The following is a 20,365-nucleotide window of genomic DNA, read 5'->3' as shown; positions in this document are numbered from 1 at the left end:
ATTAATCATTGTGAATGGATGTGAAAATTAAAACATGCCATTTCATCGTCCGGCAAAATGCATGATAAAAGTATTGAAACAGTTAAAAAAGTAAGTACTTTAAAGTACGATGGATACCTAAAAGATAACATAGGTAATATTTACTACTGAATTACTTATGCAACTCTTACAAATGCTATTATGAAATGTATTTTACATAATGAAAAGTACGTACTTTAAAGTGCTATAGATACTTAAAAGTAATATTAAAATATTTTAGCTTATTTGTTTTATAAAATTATTAAAGGGGTTTTTACATGAAGACACACACTATTCCTGTGGAGGAAACTTTAGAAATTATTCGTGGAAAGTAGTTATTCTTTGTCATTTAAAGAAAGACAAATAGAGAACGTGCGAATTAAAAAAATTAATGTTTGGTATTACACAAAAATAGTAAAAAGTCAGGATGAAAATCGAAATGATTTTTATCCTGACTTTTTATTTAATATATAATTTCAAAAATAAAACTATATACTTTTTATCATAAAAATATATAATAAATATAGAAACGAAAATTTATGAGCAAGGAAGTTGAAGAACATGACATTAACAATGGGCTTTATTGGATTTGGAAAATCAGCTAACCGTTATCACCTACCTTATCTAAAGACACGTAATAATATAAAAGTAAAAACAATTTTTGTACGTCAAATAAATGAAAAATTAGCGGCTCCATATGAGGAAAAAGGTGTTTACTTCACTACTGATTTAGACGAATTGTTGAATGACAAAGAAATTCAAGTTGTGACAATTTGTACGCCAGCACATACGCATTATGAATTAGCAAAAAAAGTTATATTAGCTGGAAAATCAGTTATCGTTGAAAAACCATTTTGCGATACAGTAGAACACGCCAAAGAATTATTAGCATTAGGACGAGAGAAAGGCGTAGTCGTTATGCCTTATCAAAACCGCCGTTTTGATGGTGATTTTTTAGCTGTGAAGCAAGTAGTTGAACAAGGATTCCTTGGTGATATTATTGAGATTGAATCACATATTGATTATTTCCGTCCTGGTTCAATCACTCATGAAGCTCCACAAGAAGAAGGTTCATTTTACAGTTTAGGTATTCATACGATGGACCGCATGATTTCACTATTCGGCCGTCCAAATACGGTGACATACGATATTCGTAATAATGAAGTGGAAGGTGCGGTTGATAACTATTTCGATGTTGGTCTACATTACGGAAATCAGTTGAAGATTAAGCTGAAAACGAACCATGTCGTAGCGAAAGATTATCCACGCTTTATCGTTCATGGAACAAATGGTTCATTTATTAAATACGGTGAAGATCAGCAGGAAAATGATCTGAAAGCGGGTATTATGCCTGAGAGTGCAGGATTTGGTGAAGATTCGCCGATGTACTATGGAATTGCTAAATATCGTAACGCAAACGGTGATTGGATTGAAAAACAAATTAAAACGCCGCTTGGTGATTACGGTCGTTTCTATGATGCAGCGTATGAAACAATCGTAAATGGTGCACCAAAACTTGTGAAAGACGAAGAAGCAGTAACGAATATTGAAATCTTGGAAAACGGATTTGCTGCTCCATCACCTTCTGTTTACAAACTTGAGGCTTTACATTTGAATGAATAGAAGAGGGAATACAGTATAAAGGAGGTATGGAAATGGCAAGTGGATCAACACAAGTAAAATACCTCGGCATTTACCAAAAAATTAAACAGCAAATTTTAGACAGCGAATATAAAATTAACGAAAAAATCCCGAGTAGCCCCGTCCTTGCTGAAGAATTTAGCGTTTCAGCACTTACTATTAAAAAAGCGCTGGATTTGTTAGTCAGAGATGGCTACATCATCCGCAGGCGTGGAAGTGGAACCGTGGTTCAAGATTGGCGTCAACAGGAAAAGGCACGAATGATTCAAACTTTAACAGGTACGAAAGCTGTTTACGGCAGTGAGGTAGAAAGTAAAATTATCGAGTTTACGATTGTCGGTGCCGATGAAATTGTTGCTGAAAAATTGGGAGTTTTAATCGGTGATTTCGTCTATAAAATCATCCGCCTTCGAATCATCCACGGCATTCCGACGATTATGGAGCATACGTGGATGCCGATTTCGGTCATCCCAGGTGTTGAAGCTTCCGTTTTAGAGGAATCGATATACTCACACATTCAAAATAAACTTGGTTTTGAAGTAGGGACATCCGTTGTCAGGGTTAAAGGAGTTCGACCAGATGATCGAGAAAAGCAGTTTATGAACTTAACAAATCAAGATTTCCTAATGAGAGTTGAACAAGTGGCCTACTTAACGGATGGACGCACATTCGAGTACTCTTATGCCGATCATCTACCAGAAACCTTTGAATTTGAAACAGTTATTACCGCAAAAAGTTATAAAGAGACATAAAAAAGGTTGAGGCAAGTAGTGTCTCAACCTTTTTTTATGTCTTCGGTAGAATTTACACAAATAGAGGAATAGGTATCCCGCTATTTGAGGGCAGTGAGACTCCCACCTCAAAATTCAGCGAAAGCAAAGAGGTTAGGTGGGAGTCTCACTGCCCATAAAAGCCCGATTGGTGAAGGCTAATAATCAGTGGGGGGTGAACACCCCCCACTGATTAAAGTTTCACTTTATTATTCATCAGCTGTAATAAGCATGGATGTGTTCCCGTTTTTTTCAAGATGACCTTCTCCCCAAGCGCAGAGGGAATCGAGTATGGCTCCTAAAGATGAACCGTAATCTGTTAAAGAATACTCTACTTTCGGTGGTACTTGATCATATACTTTTCTTTGGATTACATCGTCTTCTTCCAGTTCACGTAATTGCTGTGTTAACATTTTTTGTGTAATACCAGGCATTAAACGTTTTAATTCACTCGTTCTTTTTGTTCCTTTTTTTAAATGACAAAGGATAACAACTTTCCACTTTCCACCAATAACTTCTAAAGTCGCTTCTACAGGAATATTATATGTTTTCATAAAAAAACTCCTTTGATGAATTTAGATGACAGTTTTGGGCCTACATACGTTTGAATACTAAAATTATTTCTTTTTAGTGCCTATAACACTTTAAAGTGCGTACTATTTATTGTGCTAAATATATTCCATAATAGCACATGTAAGCAAGAAATGAGTATAATATACTTTGAAGTGCATTTGAAATTGGTGAGAATAATAACTATGGGGACATTCACACAAAAGAAAACGATTTGTTACGTTGATAGATTTAATCCAAGACTTAACAGTTAATTAATCTAACTGTAAAGTTTAAAATTACAGTATAGTTTTAAGAAGTAAGTTGTCATCGTCTGTAAAATGTAGATACAGTAATTGTATGAAAGCATCATTTTAAAAGGAAACGGATAGTTGAGATAAATTAAACATTGTCGAATAAATAACATTACGTGAATTTGATTCTAAACTGTAATTTTTTTTAATACATTTCAATAATCCATATTTAAAATAATTGTACGTTTGATAAAGAACATTAAAGGAGTGAATAAAATATGGTGATTTTATATACGACAGCAAGCTGTGGTTCATGCCGAAAAGCAAAAGCATGGCTTGAAGAGAATCAAATTGATTATACCGAAAAAAATATCGTATCAAACTCTCTTACAGTCGATGAACTTAAATCAATTCTTCGTTTAACTGAAGAAGGGGCTACTGAAATTATTTCAACTAGATCCAAAATTTTTCAGGAATTAAATATAAATATCGAGGCGCTATCGCTTAATGAATTTTATAAATTAATAATTGAGTATCCTCAAATGTTGCGCCGCCCAATAATGTTGGATGAAAAAAGATTGCAGATTGGTTTTAACGAGGAAGAAATTCGTAAATTTTTACCACGTAGCGTTCGAACAGTTCTGAACATAGAATTGCAAAAGTTGGCTAATTAATAAGTAATATTTCTTAAAGGGAATTTTTGGAAGGAGGAAGCAAGAGATGATTGAAGTATGCGTTACAGTGAATTATAAAAATAGAAACTATCAAACAAATGTTATTGTGAGCAAAGATACGATCTGGACAAAAATTAAACAATTGGCAGAAGATCAAGTTAAGAAACAGTGGGGTTTTTAAGTTTGATTATTTAAAAAATGAAGTTATAGGTTAGAGATTCTAGCTAAATCCAAAACTTTTCAGGGATTAAATATAAATAAGTGAAATTTTTTTGAAAGGAGGAAGCAAGAGATGATTGAAGTATGCGTTACAGTGAATTATAAAAATAGAAATTATCAAACAAATGTTATTGTGAGCAAAGATACAATCTGGACAAAAATTAAACAGTTGGCAGAAGAACAAGTCAAGAAACAGTGGGATTTTTAAAATTATTTTTAGACTTAAAAAACATAAATGATAATAGGTAGTTCAAAAAGATAAATGTAACTAATAGACATCGGTGAGCTCGTATAGAATATAAATGAATGTATTTCTTCATAGTAAAAATTATTTATAAATCTTAACGTTTGACAAACCTATCTGTAATATTTATAGTTACAGTAAGTTGGAAAGTGATTAGCAATTTATATCGTAGGAGGAAGACCATGAACAGTGACTTTACCTTGGCCATTCACAGTTTAACTTATTTAGCACTACAGCCAGACCGGATGTCAACAAGCAATGCTATTTCAGAAAGTGCAGGTGTTCATCCAGTACGCATTCGTAAAGTGCTAAGTTTGTTAAAAAAACATAAGTTTATACAATCAAAAGAGGGAATTGGTGGAGGTTTTATTTTCGCTCGAGATTTAAGTGAAGTTAATCTCTGGCATATTTATCAAATAACCTCAGAAGGTGCTTTGCAACCTAAATGTCCAGAATCGAATGACCAGTGTATTGTAGGTTCGAATATGCGAAAAGTTCTTTTCACTATTTTCTTAGGTGCTGAAGAACATCTAGGTGAATATTTAAAGAACTATACGATGAAAGAAGTAGTCGATCTAATCAATCAAGAACGATAAACGGCTTAATTTCTATATGGCCGTGGAGTTCTTAATATCTAAATGTAATGGAAAATATTACAGTTCGAGTTGTTTTGTCTATCTTGTTTGTCGTCTCTAAAAAACGAGGAACGAATCCTAATAAATTAATTCTAAAATCATTTGTAGGAAGGTGAAAAAGTATGATGTCAAATAATCCTGTTTTAAAAGTAGGAGATTGGGTTCGAGGAATATCAGTAGAGGGTGAATTAATACTTGGTTATATTGAATCATTTGATCATGTAGGGGAAGTAGTTAAGGTTAATGTTGTTAAATGTGACAACAGAGATACAATAAGTAGAACAATGTCCTTTTTAAGTAAACACGTAAAAAAACTCCCTGAATCAAAAGCAATAAACAAGGAACAAATCCTTTATCTTATAGATCTTGCATTATTAACAGGGGATGAAGAATGGTTTATCAAGCTTTCTTCAAAATTAAATTCGATAAACGAGCTAGTGAATGGGGGAGTTTAAAAATTATATTAAATATAATTTTTTTTGGAATCTTTAGTTGTGATAAAATCAATTGTTTTGTGTGAAAAAAACCCATTAAATCAGGGAGTTCAGGAGAAATTCAATAACATGATTTATAAAATTAATATTTTAAAGTAAAAGCATTTCTTTGTAATGAGAAATGCTTTTTATTTTTGTTGAAATGAAAAGGATATTATATTAACAATAATAATATAATAAAAAACAACTAATATTTATTGTTAAACAATAAATGGTGTGATAAAATCATTTTGTTATTAAATAAGCGAGGTGCTTTTATGAAACAAGTTACGACACTCTTTTTAAAGCTAGCTATTATTTTTATAGGAATCCTAGTCCTTGTATTGTGCATATTTTTAGTGCCTAAGATTGGGGATTTTGCTGGAGAATTGTATCCAAATATTGCTTATATGAAATCTCTCGTTTTAATCGATATGTACGCGGCAGCGATACCTTTTTACCTTGCTCTGTATCAAGCATTTAAACTTTTAAGCTATATTGATAAGAACGAAGCGTTCTCGGAATTATCGGTAAAGGCTTTAAAGAATATTAAATACAGTGCCATCACGATTAGTACCTTGTACTTGCTAGGTATGCCACTCTACTATCTTATGGCGGCAAGAGTTGACCCTCCAAGTTTTATACCAATTGGATTGGTTATTATTTTCGCCTCTATGGTAATTGCCGTTTTTGCTGCTGTTCTACAAAGACTTTTACAAGAAGCTATTAATATAAAATCAGAAAATGATTTAACGGTCTGAGGTGGAGGATATGGCAATCATTATTAATATTGATGTGATGTTAGCAAAACGAAAAATGAGCGTAACGGAGCTTTCAGAGAGGGTTGGGATTACGATGGCAAATCTTTCTATTTTGAAAAACGGGAAAGCAAAAGCGGTTCGTTTTTCAACATTAGAAGCGATATGTAAGACTTTGAATTGTCAACCAGGTGATATTTTGGAGTATAAAAGAGACGAAGAGAATCAATAAAAATAGACAATGATTATTTTGTAAATAAGCCTTCCATATGGGGGGCTTATTATATTTTTCGGCTTAGCGTAGTTTTTGTAAAATGCTAGCGGGTTTCCTTATTGTCATCAAGTTAAAAAACGTATTGTCCGAAAAATGAGTTCAATTCTTATAGAAAACTTTGGTGGAAAAGAGATATCACTTTCCAATAAATGTATATAAATTCGGTATTAATAATATATATCCCGAAAATTTATTTTTCTATTTTGGAAATATATTCATTAATTATTTATTACAATAGTTTTAGCGTATGAGGTGGAATGCATTAAATAACTGGTATATCTTAAAATAATGGAAAAAATTACTGCATTATGGCTGAAATTCATTATATATTGAAAATTTTTCCTGGTAAAAAAATCTGAAAATATAAAAATATTAATTTTATAAATATACACGTTATAATGAGGGCGTCGAGAGAAAATTTATTATCTCTGGAGAAAATATAAAAAATGCGATTACTAGTAAGAAAGGTGTGTGATTAGAGGCGGAAATGTATGTAAAGTGCTTCAGTGGCTTGTGTAATCAATACCATAAATGCTGCCGAAGTTATTAAAGTGATGTGTAGAATTGAGAAAGAAATGCCTCATAAATGAAGAGAGGCCGGTTTAGCTGAAATTACTGTTATAAGTAAAAAAAGAGAAACCACTAAAGTAATACACCGTTATTAGAAATGTTGCAACGTATTTATGAAGTCTATTCTATATTGTTCTCTTAAGGGTTCTTTATATAAAGAGCGGATACTACGAGTAAACTTTTTTGTTAACGCTAACAATTATATTAGGACGCTAACTAGCGAATGTTTCAATTTGGATTCATTATGATGAAGGACATGCAATGTGGGGCAACTTGTAAGGAATTCATTTTCCAAAAAAGGAAGATATTCGTTAGCTATAAAGAGAGACGTAAGAATAGGATACAAGGGGGAGTTATTATATGAACGGGAATACTGCAAAGAAAATAGAAGTTCAAGCTGAAAATACCGCACTAAAAAATGAGCAATATGCAGATCCGAAAAAGTGGCATAAGCAGGATACTACATGGGCATTGAGCCTATTTGGAACTGCAATTGGAGCGGGGGTGCTCTTTTTACCGATTAATGCAGGTTCAGGTGGTTTATTATCATTACTACTAATTACATTGCTTGCATATCCAGTTATGTATTACTCACATAGGGCACTTGCTAAAATGATATACGCTTCTAATTCTGCTGATGAGGGGATCACAGGTACAATTAGAGAGTATTTCGGAAATAAAGCGAGTATCATTTTTAACATCGTATATTTCGGTTCAATTTATACAATCGTACTAATGTATTCGGTTGCGCTTACAAATACTGCAAGTAGTTTTATCGTGCATCAATTGCACATGCCAGAACCTCCAAGGGCTATTTTATCACTTGTATTAGTTCTTGGTCTTATCGCTATACTGAATTTTGGTCAAGATATTACTGTAAAGGTAATGAGTATGCTAGTGTATCCTTTCATAGCTTCTCTACTTTTTATCGCAATATCTTTAATTCCACAGTGGAATACGTCAATGCTTAGTTTTTCAGCTGTTTCTACTGCTTCAACAGGTACAGGCTATTTTGGAACGATATTAATGATTCTACCAATCATCGTATTCTCATTTAATCATTCACCTATGATTTCATCATTTGTTGTGAAACAGAGAGCTACGTATGGAATAGAAGCTACTGATGCTAAATGTGCGCAAATACAAAAAGTTTGTTATATCATGACATTCGCTGTAGTTATGTTCTTCGTTTGGAGTAGTACATTAAGCTTGACTCCAGAGGATTTAAAAATGGCAAAAGAGCAAAACTTATCAATCCTTTCATATCTTGCTAATGAGCTTAATTCACCTGTAATCACTATTGCAGCTCCAATCATTGCTTTTGTGGCTATTACAAAATCTTTCCTTGGCCATTATATCGGAGCATTTGAAGTAATGCGTGACATGATTATTAAGTTCGGTAAATCACGTGGAAAAGATATAGAAGAAAAAACAATTAAGACAATCGTCCTTACTTTTGTTGTATTATCATGCTGGTTTGTTGCTTATACAAATCCAAGTATTCTTGGACTTATTGATTCTCTAAGCGGTCCATTAGTTGCTGCTATCTTATGTCTATTACCGATGTATGCAATCAATAAAGTACCAGTACTAGCTAAATACAAAGGGAAAATGAGTAACGTATTTGTTATTATTGTAGGTGTACTTACTGTTTTAGCAAGTATTAAGTCATTATTCTAATTCACGATTGTTAATTTTAGTGTGAAAATAGTGGACACGAAAAACTTTTTGGACAAACTTCTCGCATTGGAGAGTTTGTCCTTTTTTAGTAATTCCATCAACTTGCCGACAAACAGCCATCTTCCAGGCAGAAGATGGCTTGTTTCGGTATTAATTTATTTTAACTATTCACGTCTGAATGGCCCTTTTGGAGCAATTAGCTCTAAATTAGTACCATCTGGATCGGGGAAGTAGGCAACTCCTGTACCAAATCCAGATTTCTAGCCGTCTTCTTGAAAGATAATTGGTTCGTCATATGGTGCTATCCTATGCCCATCAAGCTAACAAAATGGATTGCCTCTGAAAAAAAATGATTTTTATTACTATAAAAAACGTAAAGTATCTGTTTTTAGAAAAAATTAATTTTTATAAATTGATGGAGATATAACTCAATTCTTTTATATATTTAGTTAAATATGATTGTTAGAATGAACTTAAAGTAATTATGATTTCTAGAAATGCGAACTGATGTTTTGAATTGGTTTAAAGTTGCTGGAACAAAATAAAACCAATTGAACAAAAGAACTTGCAAAAATAAAAAGAGAGATGTATATTAGTTGATGTATCAATAATTGATATATCAATTAATATTTTGACAAGAAAGAAAAGGAACATTTTATGAAGGAAATGTTCGTAAATATCAGTGGAGAAGAACGCAAAATACTTATTCATGTTCTATTACAGATGCAAAAAAATGTAGAGAATATTAAAGAATAGAGAGTGTAGGGGGCAGAATAGTGTGGAAATAATCGCAGCTATTTTAGTCGGGATCGTAGCATTAGAACATTTGTTTATCATGATCCTTGAAATGTTTTTTATTGATTCAAAAGTAGCGAAACGTGCTTTCAAATTACGGAAGCATTTAGAAGGAGATCGAAACGTAGCCATTATGTTTGCAAACCAAGGCTTATATAATGGATTTTTAGCGGCTGGTCTCATTTGGGGACTTGTACTTGGGCTCAATCCAATTGGTTATATGGTCCAATTATTTTTCGTGATTTGTGTGGTGATAGCAGCTATTTTCGGAGGTTTCACATCTAATAAATCAATTATTGTGAAACAAGGACTTCCAGCTGTTTTAGCACTAGTTGCTCTTTTATCTATAATATAGAATCAAAGTTTCTCAATAAAAGAACTCATTTTTGAAAAATACGCTATTCTTTCTGTAGAATCATAGGAAAGGATGGCGTTTTTGTATGTCTATTTCTATATGTAGTGAATTATAACTATTCCCTCAAGGGACTCAACTGCTTTTCAGCTTTTGGATACATTTTCATCCATCTTTGTTTCCTCCTATTGTTGGATAGTGTAATAATTGATAAAAATTTTGATGAAATTGGATTTTAACGATTGATCAAAAAAGTTAGTGATTAAAAATATTATTCTTTAGTACATACATTTTTAAGATGTTAAATATATTTCATAATAGTCTCTGTAAGATAGGGATAAGTAGAATAGTACTTTTTATAACTTTGAATATCATTCATAATAGCACCAGTAAGAAGAAAACAAGCTTTACGGTACTACTATTTACCAACGATGTTACAGCAGTTTATTTAGAATCAGATTGATTAAAAGGTTGTACTATATGGCCTAATAATTTCGAAAAAATGCCAGAGTGGCATAAAACGATTATGGAGGTTAAAGATATGAGTACTTCAAATTTGAATGAAATTAGTAAACAAATTTTAAAAGAGGAGGAAACACTTCAATTTTCCTCTTTTACAAATGAAGATGCCTTGCAACTAGGTTTATTTATCGTTGAAACAGCAAAGCGAGAGGGGAAATTGATTGCTGTTGATATAACAAAAAACGGTGTGCAATTATTTCATTTTAAGATGACAGGGACAAATGCGGAAAATACGAAATGGATTGAGCGTAAAAAACGAGTTGTTTCCCTGCATGATCATAGCTCTTATTATATGCAGATACAAAGTGAAATAACTGGAATCTCATATAATGAAAAATATCTTTTAGATACTTCGGAATATGCTGCGTTTGGTGGGTGCTTTCCTATCAGAGTAAAAAACGTAGGAGTTATTGGAATGATAACAGTTTCAGGATTGCCGCCAGAAGAAGATCACGAATTGGTAATAAGAGCAGTTAAACATCATTTGAATCAATAATAAAAGTAAATTCAATTGTTAAATATAGAGACAAAAACGAACACATTCCTGTTCGTTTTTGTGTTTTTTATTGTTTGTTTGCTGTAAGAGTATGGATGTTAAAACAGTATTAAAGTTTGACATGTAATTTATAAGATGTTAATCATTAAATAAGTGACGGGTATAGTTTTTAATACTATTCATTGGTAATGTTTAGCTGAATTTAAATTAAAACTGTAAAAAGCCAGGTAATGTGTTATTCATGCTACCTGGCTTTTTTGACCAGCAATTTAAGGTTATTTTCATATTTGTGTAAATATGAAACAAGCAGGATACATGAATAGAGAATGGGTAAAATAGTACCGAATGATCACTAGATTGTCTCAACGATGTTATAAAATGTTTTTTTAGTAAACTAAAGTGGTTTAAATGAAGCAGTTTAGTTAGATTCAGAATGACTAGCAATTGGTGTTATGGAGTTCAATGATTCAAAAATGAACTCATTTTAACCCATATTATCTTCGCAATATATCATTTTGAAGAATATTAAAAATTAGGAGGAAATGAATTATGACAAAAGATTTCTATACCGCACTGAAAGAAAGACGTACTTACTATGGAATTAATAAAGAGGTACAAGTATCAGATGAAAAAATTAAAGAAATCGTGGAGTTTACTGTGAAACATACTCCATCAGCTTTCAATTCTCAAACTGCGCGATTAGTTGTATTATTTGGTGAAGCTCATGATAAATTATGGGATATTACAACTGAAACATTAAGAAAAGTAGTTGGAGATGGAGATTTTTCAGGAACGCAACAAAAAATGGATTCTTTTAAAGCTGGTTATGGAACAGTATTATTCTTTGAAGATGAGGCTATCGTTAAATCGCTTCAAGAAAAATTTGCTGCATATGCTGAAAACTTCCCAATTTGGTCACACCAAGCATCAGGTATGCACCAATTAGTCGTGTGGACAGGTTTAGAAGCTGAGGGATTAGGGGCATCTTTGCAACATTATAATCCATTAATTGATGATGAGGTAAAACAAGAATGGAATGTTCTTGCTAATTGGAAACTAATTGCACAAATGCCATTTGGTAATCCAACAGCTACACCAGGTGAAAAAGAATTCCAACCGCTTGAAGAGCGTGTGAAATTTCATAAATAATAAACATTATTCATAAGGAATGAGTAAAAAGATTCTAGTTATTAATTCAATCACAAGTGTAACGATATATATTAAAAAAAACACGAAGACATTTAAGTCTTCGTGTTTTTTTGATTAATTTTTGAAAGTGATAAAGGAGTATAGGCAAAGATATTTTATTATTAAATGTTAAATATTTGTATATGTAAAATTACATATATCTAATGATTGATAATCATGAATTAATGTAACTATAATAATTACACTGGGAAATAACTTATGGACTACAGTTTTAAGTAACGAAGGAGGAATTTGTTTTATTGTATTTTGTATATAAAAAATAGAAAAGGAGATATGTAAATGAAAAGATTACTTGTTATAGGCATAATGTATACAATGTTTTTCCTCATAGGAAATATACACTTACATGCTGATGAACGAACAAATGTAAAAGAAATTACTAGTTTAGAAGAGCCTACTTGGATATTTCAGGCGGGCATAAGTAAGGGGAAATATCATGATCGACATGATTTAGGATTTATTTTGCAGAGAAATACACCATTAAAGGTAAGACAAACGAATCCTAATTTTAAAGACAAATTAACAGTACGTTTATTGTCTAATGACTCAAAAAATGAAAAATCCATACAAGTAGGAAATGAATGGATTACGATTCAAGGCGATACGCCTTTAGTTCCTTTCATAGATACTCCGTATGGTGAAGAGCACGCTACACTTGAGTACCAAATAGGAAATGAAAGTTCTACTAAGCCTCTTCCCATTTATAAACAACAAGGAAGTGTATCTCAATTTTTTAGTACATGGGATCAATTTGATGGGGAGTATGCGTTAATTCAAGGGGAGAGTTTTCAATTATTTGTACCTAAAAAAGATAAAGAGTTAGTAAGATCTTTAAAAGATTTTCAATCGTTGGATGAGTTAATTGCATATTATGAGGATATTTTTGCGATGTATGATTCAATTATTGGTTTAGATGGCTCAACGGTTGAAAATAAAAAAAGTCAAAATCGTTATTTCTTAAAAGCAGATATATCCGGTGCTGGCGGTGCCTATTATGGCGCAAATTGGACAGCCAATAGTACAGATAGTACAAAGATGTGGTTAGATAAACTAAGTTGGGGAACTTTACATGAAATCGCTCATGGATACCAAGCTGGTTTTGATAATCAAGGAATATTTACAGGAGAAGTTTCTAATAATCTATTTGGTGTTCAATATCAATATAGTAAATACAGCAAAAAAGCAGATCAAGTTGGTTGGTTGTTTAATTTTGGGAAGAAGGAACAAGTAGAACGGAATTTATACAATTCTTTAATGAAAGAAAATAAAAATTATGATGACTTAGATTTACGACAAAAACTTATTCTTTTAACGATGGCGAAACAAAAAGCTGGCGATGAAGCTTTTGCGAAAATGTATCAAGGTTATCGAAAACTAGCTAGCAATACAGCTTTCAAAAAAGGTGACCATTCTTTACCAGATTTAATGAATCAGTATTATAGTGAGAATGGACAAGTTGATTTTACACCTGTCTTTGAAAGATGGGGCTTTAAACTTAATAATAAACAAATAGAGATTAATAGGGCGAAAGGTTATCCGGCTGTTACTTCTTTAGCTTATATAGTGCCTGAATCACAATTAGTTAAAGCAAGAGCACTAGTTGATCCTGAGATTCCGATAAACTCCAACTTTGAAATAGTTACAAATCAGCAAATTGCTTCACTTGGGCTAAAAGGGAATTTGCATATCCATTTAAATACAAATGAAATAGATACATTGAAAGGAGGAAAAATTAAATTAAAAGAAGGGAATAAAGTTATTCAAGAGAAAACAATTGAAACAACAGATATCAATTTACAAGACGTACCAAATGGAGTTTATACAGTTGAGATTTCAGGTGGAAAAACGGATAGTATGTACCATTTCAGTTCGTATTATACCTATATAAAGGAAAAAGATAATAGTCTAACCATTGATATTAACGAAATGAAAGTGAGTAAGTTGGTAAATGAAACGATTCAATTCCTAGGATTAGGAGATGACCAGTTTGCCGAATTAAATACAGACTTAGAGCAAGATCAAGCTGTTTTTACGGTTACTACTAAAACGCCTCATAGCTATTATGCAGGTGAAAAATACGCATCAATAGAGGTGTTTAATAATAAGGGGGGAAAAATTTATACGAAGGAAATGGAAGGAACAAATGTAACGATTGTAAAAGATACAGTTCCACTAAAAGAAGGATATAGAATTAAAATCTATCATGATGAAATTAAAAAACGATTAACTAGTAAAGCTACTATTATGAATCCTATGAATAAAACAAATGAATTTATAATGACAAAATGGGGATTGAAAAATACTTATTTGCAAAATAATCCGGAAGAAAATCTTATGCAAAGAATTGATGAAGAAATGGAAGCAATTATAAGTAATCCTGTTTTAAAAGAGATACCAATGCAAAAATTAGAAATGAAAAAGAATGTGTGGATGGCAATAAATATGTTATCAGAACCACAAAAAATACTGTATATGAATAAATATAAAGATAGTTTATATAATGAGTAATTTTTGAGAAATGAATGGAATCTATCCATATTATGAGGAAGCACAATTCATAAACAGTAGATAAACATAGATAGTTTGAAATATCTATGTTTCCAATTCTGAAAAAACATTTATTTAACTTAATAATAAGATTATAAAGGGGTAAGAATATGAATAATTTCGTAAAGGTAGGTTTAACTACAGGAGTGGTGTTATCGGCGATTATGCCCTATGGAGGAGTGCATGCGGAAACAGAAGATTTAAAAGTGGAAACAAAGGAAGATACGTTCCGAACAGGTAATTTAACAGCACCTTCTCAAAATTCGGTAGAAAATGTAGCAAAGGATGCACTAAAAGGAAAAACAGAACAAGCATTATCATCAAAGCAAGTTAATACGGAATCCAAAGTTAATTATAATGTTACGCAAAGTCGTAAATCTTATGATGGTACTACATTGGTACGTCTTCAACAAACGTATGAAGGACGTGATGTATACGGATATCAACTAACAGCACATATAAATGATGATGGTGTACTTACGAGCGTTTCGGGGGATAGTGCCCAAGATCTACAACAACAGGAAGATTTGAAACAACCTATTACTTTATCAGAAGAGGATGCAAAGAAACAGCTTTTCAACATCTATGGAAATGATCTTATATTTATTGAAGAACCAGAAATTAAACAAGTGGTATATGTAGATGAAAATACAAATAAAGCTACAAACGCATATCAAATTACTTTTAGTGCATCTACACCTGAATATGTATCTGGTACGGTATTAATTGATGCTTTTGGGGGGAATCTATTAAAAGAACTCGTTCAAAAATTTGGTATACAAGTAGATAGTAGTATTGTCCAATCTGCGACAGCAAATAAATCACAAGATCCTTCGAAATTAACAGGTACAGGAAAAGATGACTTAGGTATTAATCGTACGTTTGGAATTACGCAGCGAAGTGATGGAACGTACATGCTTGCAGATTATTCTCGTGGTAAGGGAATTGAAACATATACTGCTAATTATAAAGATTATAATAATTATAGAAGAAATGTATGGGGTTATCTCGATGATTTAGTAACAAGTAATTCTACAAATTTTACTGATCCTAAAGCAGTTAGTGCCCATTATTTAGCAACGAAAGTATATGATTTTTATCAAGAAAAATATGGCCGTAACAGCTTTGATAATAACGGACAAAAAGTAATTTCTGTCGTTCATGGTTGGAACACAAATGGTACGAATAAAGGAAATCCTGAGCAGTGGTTTAATGCATTTAGTAATGGAGCTATGCTAGTATACGGAGATCCAATTGTTAGAGCATTTGATGTGGCAGGACATGAATTTACACACGCGGTTACAAGAAATGAGTCTGGACTTGAGTATGCAGGAGAAGCTGGTGCAATTAATGAGGCTCTATCTGATATTTTAGGAGTAGCAGTTGAAAAGTATGCCAATAACGGAAAGTTCAATTGGACAATGGGAGAACAATCAGGTCTTATTTTTAGAGATATGAAAAACCCATCATCTATCTCTTCTAGATATCCGGAGGACTATAGACATTATAATAACTTACCTATTGATGCTGACCACGATCATGGTGGTGTACACACGAACTCTAGCATTATTAATAAAGTAGCTTACTTGATTGCTAGTGGTGGAAACCATAATGGAGTAAACGTACATGGCATTGGAGAAGATAAAATGTTTGATATTTTCTATTATGCAAATACGGATGAATTAAATATGACTTCTGACTTTAAAGAATTAAAAGAAGCTTGTATTCGTGTAGCAACGAACTTATATGGTAAAGACTCATTAGAAGTACAAGCTGTCCAACAAGCCTTTAAAGCAGCTTATATTTAAGACTACTATGATGAATTGTAAACCTTTTATTTTAATATGATTCTTTATTTAAATATATAGACAAAAACCTTGTAGAATTTCTCTGCAAGGTTTTTGTTACGCATGGCATTTTATTTTATGTATCATTATCTCATGTTAATTGGTAATTAGGATAACTAATAAGTTGTTTTTATCGAGTCAAAATTACCAAACGTTTTTTAACACTATTTTTCCTATTGCTTTATTCGATTCCAAATATTCATGTGCTTGGGCAACTTCATCAAACGTGAAAGTTTTCGAATCTAGCAATGGGCGAAGTTTTCCTTCTTCTACAATTTGCGTTATTTTCGTTAAGATTTCTCCGCAATCATTACGCTTATCAGTATGTAATATTTTTAATGCCATAAAAGTAACGTGCAGAGAGAGTCCTTTTGCGTGTAAAGGAGAGAGGTCATGGGTTGAACGAGCTGCAATTGTTACGACAGTGCCATTGACCGCAGCAGCTTCAAAAGAATGATCAAGATTCTTGCCACCTACTGTATCAAATATAACTTCAAATCCGTTTCCATTCGTATGTTTTTGCACATATTCTTGAACAGATACTTCTTTATAATTAATAGCTATATCGGCTCCTAGACGATGGGCTATTTCCAATTTGCTCTGCTGAGAAGCGGTTGTAAAAATTTTAGCGCCTGCCCATTTAGCTAGTTGAATGGCTACGTGTCCTACGCCACCAGTAGCTCCATGAATGAGAACATTTTGACCAGGTTTAATATTTGCACGATCAAATAAAGATTCCCAAGCTGTAATTGCAACTAATGGTAGAGCAGCAGCTTCTTCCATTGTTAAATTGTTAGGTTTGTGAGCAATTAATCGTGCATCAGCAAGCATAAATTCTGCAAGTGCACCTCCAGTTTCTTTAAAACCTCCGGCACATCCGTATACTTCATCCCCTGATTTGAATTTCGAAACACCTTCTCCTACTTCAATAACAATACCAGCTACATCGCCGTGTAATATAGCTGGAAACTCAGGAGCGACTGCTGAAACGGCACCACTACGCATTTTTGTATCGATTGGATTTACACTTGTTGCTTTTACATCGATTAGAACATGACCTGGTAAAAGTTTTGGTTTTGAAACTTCTTCTAATTGAAATACAGATGAATCCCCAAAAGAATGGATAATTTGTGCTTTCATAGTTTATACCTCCTGTTTGTGGTTATAGCATAGCAAAGTACGAAAAATAAGTATAATATTTTGAATTTGGTTAGTGAGAATTTTATATAAAGAAGAGGAAAGTGCATGAAATGAAATAATGTAACGTACTTCTAAAAACTACTGTAAAGCTTTTTGAAGAAAGGGTAGATGTTATTTTTGCAGCATGATTTATTCATTACGTTTATCCCGCATTCACAGGCAGTAAGACCCCCACCTCAAAATTCAGCGAAAGCAAAGAAGTTAGGTGGGAGTTGGGCTGCTCGTAAAAGCCCGATTGGTGAGGGCTGATTAAAGTTTCACTTTATTCGGAGCGACAGGGGATTTAGCGAAACGCAAAATTTACCCTGCTTTATACAAACTATTTAGTAATCAACATATACCGCAATCTATTTCGATTATCGGTATTGGCAGAAGGGTAATGTCAGATGTGGAATTTCAAACAAAGGTAGAACAATCCCTTGCTACATTTTCTAGAATATCTACTGATGACCAATCAGGAGTAGAAGAATTTATTAGCACATTTCGTTATTGTCAATTAGATACAGCGAATATAGTGGGCTATCAAGATTTACTGAGCCTTGTAAAAAAGCGTGAAACAGAATTAAACATTTCTGGAAACCGTATGTTTTATCTATCTGTTGTACCAGAAGTATTTGATGTGATTGCTTTAAATATTAAGGAGAGTGGATTGTGGGCTACACAAGGATTGAACCGTCTTATTATAGAGAAGCCTTTTGATTATAATGTAACGTCTGCTCGCGAGTTTAACGGAAGATTAATTGAATATTTCGATAAAAATGATATTTATTGTATTGATCATTATCTTTGAAAATGAATGGTAACTAGGAATACACTTAGAAAAGTATTACGAAATAAATAGTATTTAATTCAAGACATTTTTATTGACGATAATAATTTATGTGGTTAATATAATAAACATAAGATTATTTAATTACTAAAAGTAATTAAATATACATTATTTCGTTAAATTCGATAAATAAGTAAGTTGTGGTAGAAATGCTTTGAATTGCCACTATTAATATTGGGGACAATTAGAAAGCGAAAGGTATAAAAAGAATTGGAATTTGATAACTCTTTGTTTTTTATAAAACATGAGCTTCTGTACAATTCATTTTGAATATATTGACCAGGATTATACAACAAGAGGGGGACTAAAATTGGAATCAATGACCTTTGTTTTATTTGGAGCGACAGGGGACTTAGCGAAACGCAAAATTTACCCCGCACTATATAACTTATATAGAGATCAAAAGCTTCCAAAGCAAATATCCGTTATCGGACTTGGGAGACGTCAAGTACCTCATGAAGATTTTCAAAAAAGAATAAAAGAATCAATAGAGACGTTTTCACGTCATAGAGAGGAAGGTACTCCGGAACTCGAAGGTTTTTTAGATAATTTTCGCTATTGTCCATTAGATGTGAGTAAGCCGGAAGACTATGAGAGGTTATTAAAAGTCGTTCGTGAAAGGGAAGAAGAACTACATATAAAAGGTAATAGAATGTTCTATCTTTCAGTTGCTCCTGAATTTTTCGAGACAATTGCTTTAAATATTAAGGAAAGCGGACTCGATAAAACGGATGGATGGAAACGTTTGATGATTGAGAAACCGTTCGGGCACGATCTTACATCTGCTCGTGAGCTTAATGATAAGCTTAGTCGCACGTTTGAAGAAGATGAGATATACCGTATTGATCATTATTTAGGGAAGCCGATGATTCAAAACCTTGAAGCATTAGAATTTGCAAATCCTGTTCTCCAATCGATTTGGAATAAAGAACATATAGCGAATGTACAAATTACAGCGAGTGAAACAGTTGGGGTTGAAGAAAGAGCAGGATATTATGATCAGGCAGGAGCCATTCGTGATATGGTTCAAAATCATATGTTACAAATATTAATGATGACTGCTATGAATCTGCCGGAAAAAATTAACGCATGTGAAATTCGAGAGGAAAAGCGAAAGGTAATGGAGACGCTTCGTAAAGTGAAAAAAGAAGACGTTCAAAACCATATCATTCGCGGACAATATGGTGCAGGTGACATAAACGGTCAACAAGTTGTAGCATATAAAGAGGAGCCAGGAGTAAATCCTTCTTCTAACATAGACACATTTGTTGCTGCTCGATTATGGATCGATAATCCATTTTGGACTGGCGTTCCCTTTTATATACGAACAGGCAAACGAATGAAAGAAAAGTCTACTCGTATCGTAATCGAATTTAAAAATACGTTAAAACAGCAATATCAAGATAGTAATCCAAATGCAGCACCTAACTTGTTAATAATTGAAATTAGCCCAGGTGAGAACGTTTCATTACAGTTAAATAGTAAAAATCCATTGAAAAATGGAGAAATTGAACCGATGCGTATTAACTTTACTTGTGAGCAAGCGGATGTGGGAGTACCTGAAGCGTATGAAAGACTCATTCATGATGCTGTGAGTGGAGACGCTACATTCTTTGCACATTGGAGAGAAGTTGAATTGTCATGGGAATGGGTACAACCAATTCTTGAAGCATTCGAAGAAAACTTATTACCACTTCATGAATATGAGTCGGGTTCATATGGTCCAGATGCGTCTAATGAACTATTGCAAGAAAGTGAATTTAAATGGTGGTTAGATCAAGAAACGAAAAAATAGGTACTTTCTTTCAT

19 protein-coding genes and 2 pseudogenes are annotated in these 20,365 nt (G+C 32.8%); 18 read left to right on the top strand and 3 right to left on the bottom strand.

Features of this window, described 5'->3' with window-relative positions:
• The first annotated feature begins 579 nt into the window (after window positions 1-579).
• Window positions 580-1,641 (top strand): oxidoreductase, encoded by a 1,062-nt coding sequence (locus MHB70_RS15225; protein ID WP_000176604.1) that lies wholly within the window; start codon window positions 580-582, stop codon window positions 1,639-1,641.
• Between the two features lie 32 nt (window positions 1,642-1,673).
• On the top strand, window positions 1,674-2,411 hold the full coding sequence (locus MHB70_RS15220) for a GntR family transcriptional regulator (protein ID WP_000146293.1): 738 nt from the start codon (window positions 1,674-1,676) through the stop codon (window positions 2,409-2,411).
• A 227-nt stretch (window positions 2,412-2,638) separates the two neighbouring features.
• Here MHB70_RS15220 and MHB70_RS15215 read toward each other — a convergent pair whose 3' ends face one another.
• A complete protein-coding gene (locus MHB70_RS15215) occupies window positions 2,639-2,983 on the bottom strand; it encodes a winged helix-turn-helix transcriptional regulator (RefSeq protein ID WP_000860824.1) in 345 nt (114 codons plus the stop codon).
• 527 nt (window positions 2,984-3,510) lie between these two features.
• On the opposite strand from MHB70_RS15215, the gene spxA reads away from it, so the two are divergent.
• From spxA to MHB70_RS15175, 8 genes are all read left to right on the top strand, one after another.
• The gene (gene spxA / locus MHB70_RS15210) at window positions 3,511-3,906 is read left to right on the top strand and encodes a transcriptional regulator SpxA (protein WP_000236192.1); all 396 of its coding nucleotides are present in this window, start codon (window positions 3,511-3,513) and stop codon (window positions 3,904-3,906) included.
• A gap of 46 nt (window positions 3,907-3,952) precedes the next feature.
• Window positions 3,953-4,087, top strand: a complete 135-nt coding sequence (locus MHB70_RS15205; RefSeq protein WP_000573525.1) for a BA3454 family stress response protein — start codon at window positions 3,953-3,955, stop codon at window positions 4,085-4,087.
• 111 nt (window positions 4,088-4,198) lie between these two features.
• The gene (locus MHB70_RS15200; protein ID WP_000573526.1) at window positions 4,199-4,333 is read left to right on the top strand and encodes a BA3454 family stress response protein; all 135 of its coding nucleotides are present in this window, start codon (window positions 4,199-4,201) and stop codon (window positions 4,331-4,333) included.
• 218 nt (window positions 4,334-4,551) lie between these two features.
• A complete protein-coding gene (gene saiR, locus MHB70_RS15195; protein ID WP_001083461.1) occupies window positions 4,552-4,965 on the top strand; it encodes an Rrf2-family transcriptional regulator SaiR in 414 nt (137 codons plus the stop codon).
• 161 nt (window positions 4,966-5,126) lie between these two features.
• The gene (locus MHB70_RS15190) at window positions 5,127-5,459 is read left to right on the top strand and encodes an IDEAL domain-containing protein (RefSeq protein WP_000987479.1); all 333 of its coding nucleotides are present in this window, start codon (window positions 5,127-5,129) and stop codon (window positions 5,457-5,459) included.
• 296 nt (window positions 5,460-5,755) lie between these two features.
• Window positions 5,756-6,238, top strand: a complete 483-nt coding sequence (locus MHB70_RS15185; protein ID WP_000815889.1) for a DUF2975 domain-containing protein — start codon at window positions 5,756-5,758, stop codon at window positions 6,236-6,238.
• A 10-nt stretch (window positions 6,239-6,248) separates the two neighbouring features.
• Window positions 6,249-6,467, top strand: a complete 219-nt coding sequence (locus tag MHB70_RS15180; RefSeq protein WP_000974630.1) for a helix-turn-helix domain-containing protein — start codon at window positions 6,249-6,251, stop codon at window positions 6,465-6,467.
• A 972-nt stretch (window positions 6,468-7,439) separates the two neighbouring features.
• Window positions 7,440-8,759: an aromatic amino acid transport family protein gene (locus tag MHB70_RS15175; RefSeq protein ID WP_001014167.1), complete on the top strand. Its 1,320-nt coding sequence runs from the start codon at window positions 7,440-7,442 to the stop codon at window positions 8,757-8,759.
• Window positions 8,760-8,923: 164 nt separating this feature from the next.
• Here the strand turns inward: MHB70_RS15175 and MHB70_RS15170 are convergent.
• A pseudogene (locus tag MHB70_RS15170) lies at window positions 8,924-9,052 on the bottom strand (VOC family protein); the annotation flags it as partial.
• Between the two features lie 485 nt (window positions 9,053-9,537).
• On the opposite strand from MHB70_RS15170, the gene MHB70_RS15165 reads away from it, so the two are divergent.
• The 5 genes from MHB70_RS15165 to MHB70_RS15145 all read left to right on the top strand — a co-directional run bounded on the left by MHB70_RS15165 (window position 9,538) and on the right by MHB70_RS15145 (window position 16,488).
• Window positions 9,538-9,909, top strand: coding sequence for a DUF1304 domain-containing protein (locus MHB70_RS15165; RefSeq protein ID WP_000402475.1), 372 nt, complete (start codon window positions 9,538-9,540; stop codon window positions 9,907-9,909).
• A gap of 499 nt (window positions 9,910-10,408) precedes the next feature.
• Complete coding sequence (locus tag MHB70_RS15160) at window positions 10,409-10,924, top strand: heme-degrading domain-containing protein (protein ID WP_002039094.1); 516 nt, start codon at window positions 10,409-10,411, stop codon at window positions 10,922-10,924.
• A 549-nt stretch (window positions 10,925-11,473) separates the two neighbouring features.
• A complete protein-coding gene (locus tag MHB70_RS15155) occupies window positions 11,474-12,073 on the top strand; it encodes a nitroreductase family protein (protein ID WP_061529495.1) in 600 nt (199 codons plus the stop codon).
• A 339-nt stretch (window positions 12,074-12,412) separates the two neighbouring features.
• On the top strand, window positions 12,413-14,641 hold the full coding sequence (locus MHB70_RS15150) for a putative mucin/carbohydrate-binding domain-containing protein (protein WP_000826219.1): 2,229 nt from the start codon (window positions 12,413-12,415) through the stop codon (window positions 14,639-14,641).
• Between the two features lie 149 nt (window positions 14,642-14,790).
• Window positions 14,791-16,488, top strand: a complete 1,698-nt coding sequence (locus MHB70_RS15145) for a M4 family metallopeptidase (RefSeq protein WP_001058958.1) — start codon at window positions 14,791-14,793, stop codon at window positions 16,486-16,488.
• Between the two features lie 183 nt (window positions 16,489-16,671).
• On the opposite strand, the gene MHB70_RS15140 is transcribed toward MHB70_RS15145, so the two are convergent.
• Window positions 16,672-17,667 carry a zinc-dependent alcohol dehydrogenase family protein gene (locus MHB70_RS15140; protein ID WP_000647250.1) on the bottom strand — a complete coding sequence of 332 codons (996 nt, stop codon included), beginning with the start codon at window positions 17,665-17,667 and terminating at the stop codon, window positions 16,672-16,674.
• A 168-nt stretch (window positions 17,668-17,835) separates the two neighbouring features.
• Between MHB70_RS15140 and MHB70_RS15135 the strand changes: the two genes are divergently transcribed.
• From MHB70_RS15135 to zwf, 3 genes and pseudogenes are all read left to right on the top strand, one after another.
• Window positions 17,836-17,976, top strand: coding sequence for a hypothetical protein (locus tag MHB70_RS15135; protein WP_000898185.1), 141 nt, complete (start codon window positions 17,836-17,838; stop codon window positions 17,974-17,976).
• 25 nt (window positions 17,977-18,001) lie between these two features.
• Window positions 18,002-18,517 (top strand): annotated as a pseudogene (locus MHB70_RS15130) (glucose-6-phosphate dehydrogenase); the annotation flags it as partial.
• A gap of 349 nt (window positions 18,518-18,866) precedes the next feature.
• Complete coding sequence (gene zwf / locus MHB70_RS15125; protein ID WP_000445351.1) at window positions 18,867-20,351, top strand: glucose-6-phosphate dehydrogenase; 1,485 nt, start codon at window positions 18,867-18,869, stop codon at window positions 20,349-20,351.
• The last annotated feature ends 14 nt before the right edge of the window (window positions 20,352-20,365 follow it).

The organism is Bacillus sp. FSL M7-1020 (assembly GCF_038050415.1).
In the GTDB taxonomy this organism is placed as follows: domain Bacteria; phylum Bacillota; class Bacilli; order Bacillales; family Bacillaceae_G; genus Bacillus_A; species Bacillus_A toyonensis.
This window is presented reverse-complemented; position numbering and strand designations above follow the sequence as displayed.

Excerpts from the sequence above, each read along its gene's own strand:
- MHB70_RS15190 (WP_000987479.1), top strand. The coding sequence starts at position 5,127 with ATGATGTCAAATAATCCTGTTTTAAAAGTAGGAGATTGGGTTCGAGGA.
- MHB70_RS15145 (WP_001058958.1), top strand. The coding sequence starts at position 14,791 with ATGAATAATTTCGTAAAGGTAGGTTTAACTACAGGAGTGGTGTTATCG.
- MHB70_RS15220 (WP_000146293.1), top strand. The coding sequence starts at position 1,674 with ATGGCAAGTGGATCAACACAAGTAAAATACCTCGGCATTTACCAAAAA.
- MHB70_RS15160 (WP_002039094.1), top strand. The coding sequence starts at position 10,409 with ATGCCAGAGTGGCATAAAACGATTATGGAGGTTAAAGATATGAGTACT.
- MHB70_RS15140 (WP_000647250.1), bottom strand. The coding sequence starts at position 17,667 with ATGAAAGCACAAATTATCCATTCTTTTGGGGATTCATCTGTATTTCAA.
- MHB70_RS15225 (WP_000176604.1), top strand. The coding sequence starts at position 580 with ATGACATTAACAATGGGCTTTATTGGATTTGGAAAATCAGCTAACCGT.
- spxA (WP_000236192.1), top strand. The coding sequence starts at position 3,511 with ATGGTGATTTTATATACGACAGCAAGCTGTGGTTCATGCCGAAAAGCA.
- saiR (WP_001083461.1), top strand. The coding sequence starts at position 4,552 with ATGAACAGTGACTTTACCTTGGCCATTCACAGTTTAACTTATTTAGCA.
- MHB70_RS15215 (WP_000860824.1), bottom strand. The coding sequence starts at position 2,983 with ATGAAAACATATAATATTCCTGTAGAAGCGACTTTAGAAGTTATTGGT.
- MHB70_RS15205 (WP_000573525.1), top strand. The coding sequence starts at position 3,953 with ATGATTGAAGTATGCGTTACAGTGAATTATAAAAATAGAAACTATCAA.
- MHB70_RS15135 (WP_000898185.1), top strand. The coding sequence starts at position 17,836 with ATGTTATTTTTGCAGCATGATTTATTCATTACGTTTATCCCGCATTCA.
- MHB70_RS15180 (WP_000974630.1), top strand. The coding sequence starts at position 6,249 with ATGGCAATCATTATTAATATTGATGTGATGTTAGCAAAACGAAAAATG.
- MHB70_RS15175 (WP_001014167.1), top strand. The coding sequence starts at position 7,440 with ATGAACGGGAATACTGCAAAGAAAATAGAAGTTCAAGCTGAAAATACC.
- MHB70_RS15185 (WP_000815889.1), top strand. The coding sequence starts at position 5,756 with ATGAAACAAGTTACGACACTCTTTTTAAAGCTAGCTATTATTTTTATA.
- MHB70_RS15155 (WP_061529495.1), top strand. The coding sequence starts at position 11,474 with ATGACAAAAGATTTCTATACCGCACTGAAAGAAAGACGTACTTACTAT.
- MHB70_RS15150 (WP_000826219.1), top strand. The coding sequence starts at position 12,413 with ATGAAAAGATTACTTGTTATAGGCATAATGTATACAATGTTTTTCCTC.
- MHB70_RS15200 (WP_000573526.1), top strand. The coding sequence starts at position 4,199 with ATGATTGAAGTATGCGTTACAGTGAATTATAAAAATAGAAATTATCAA.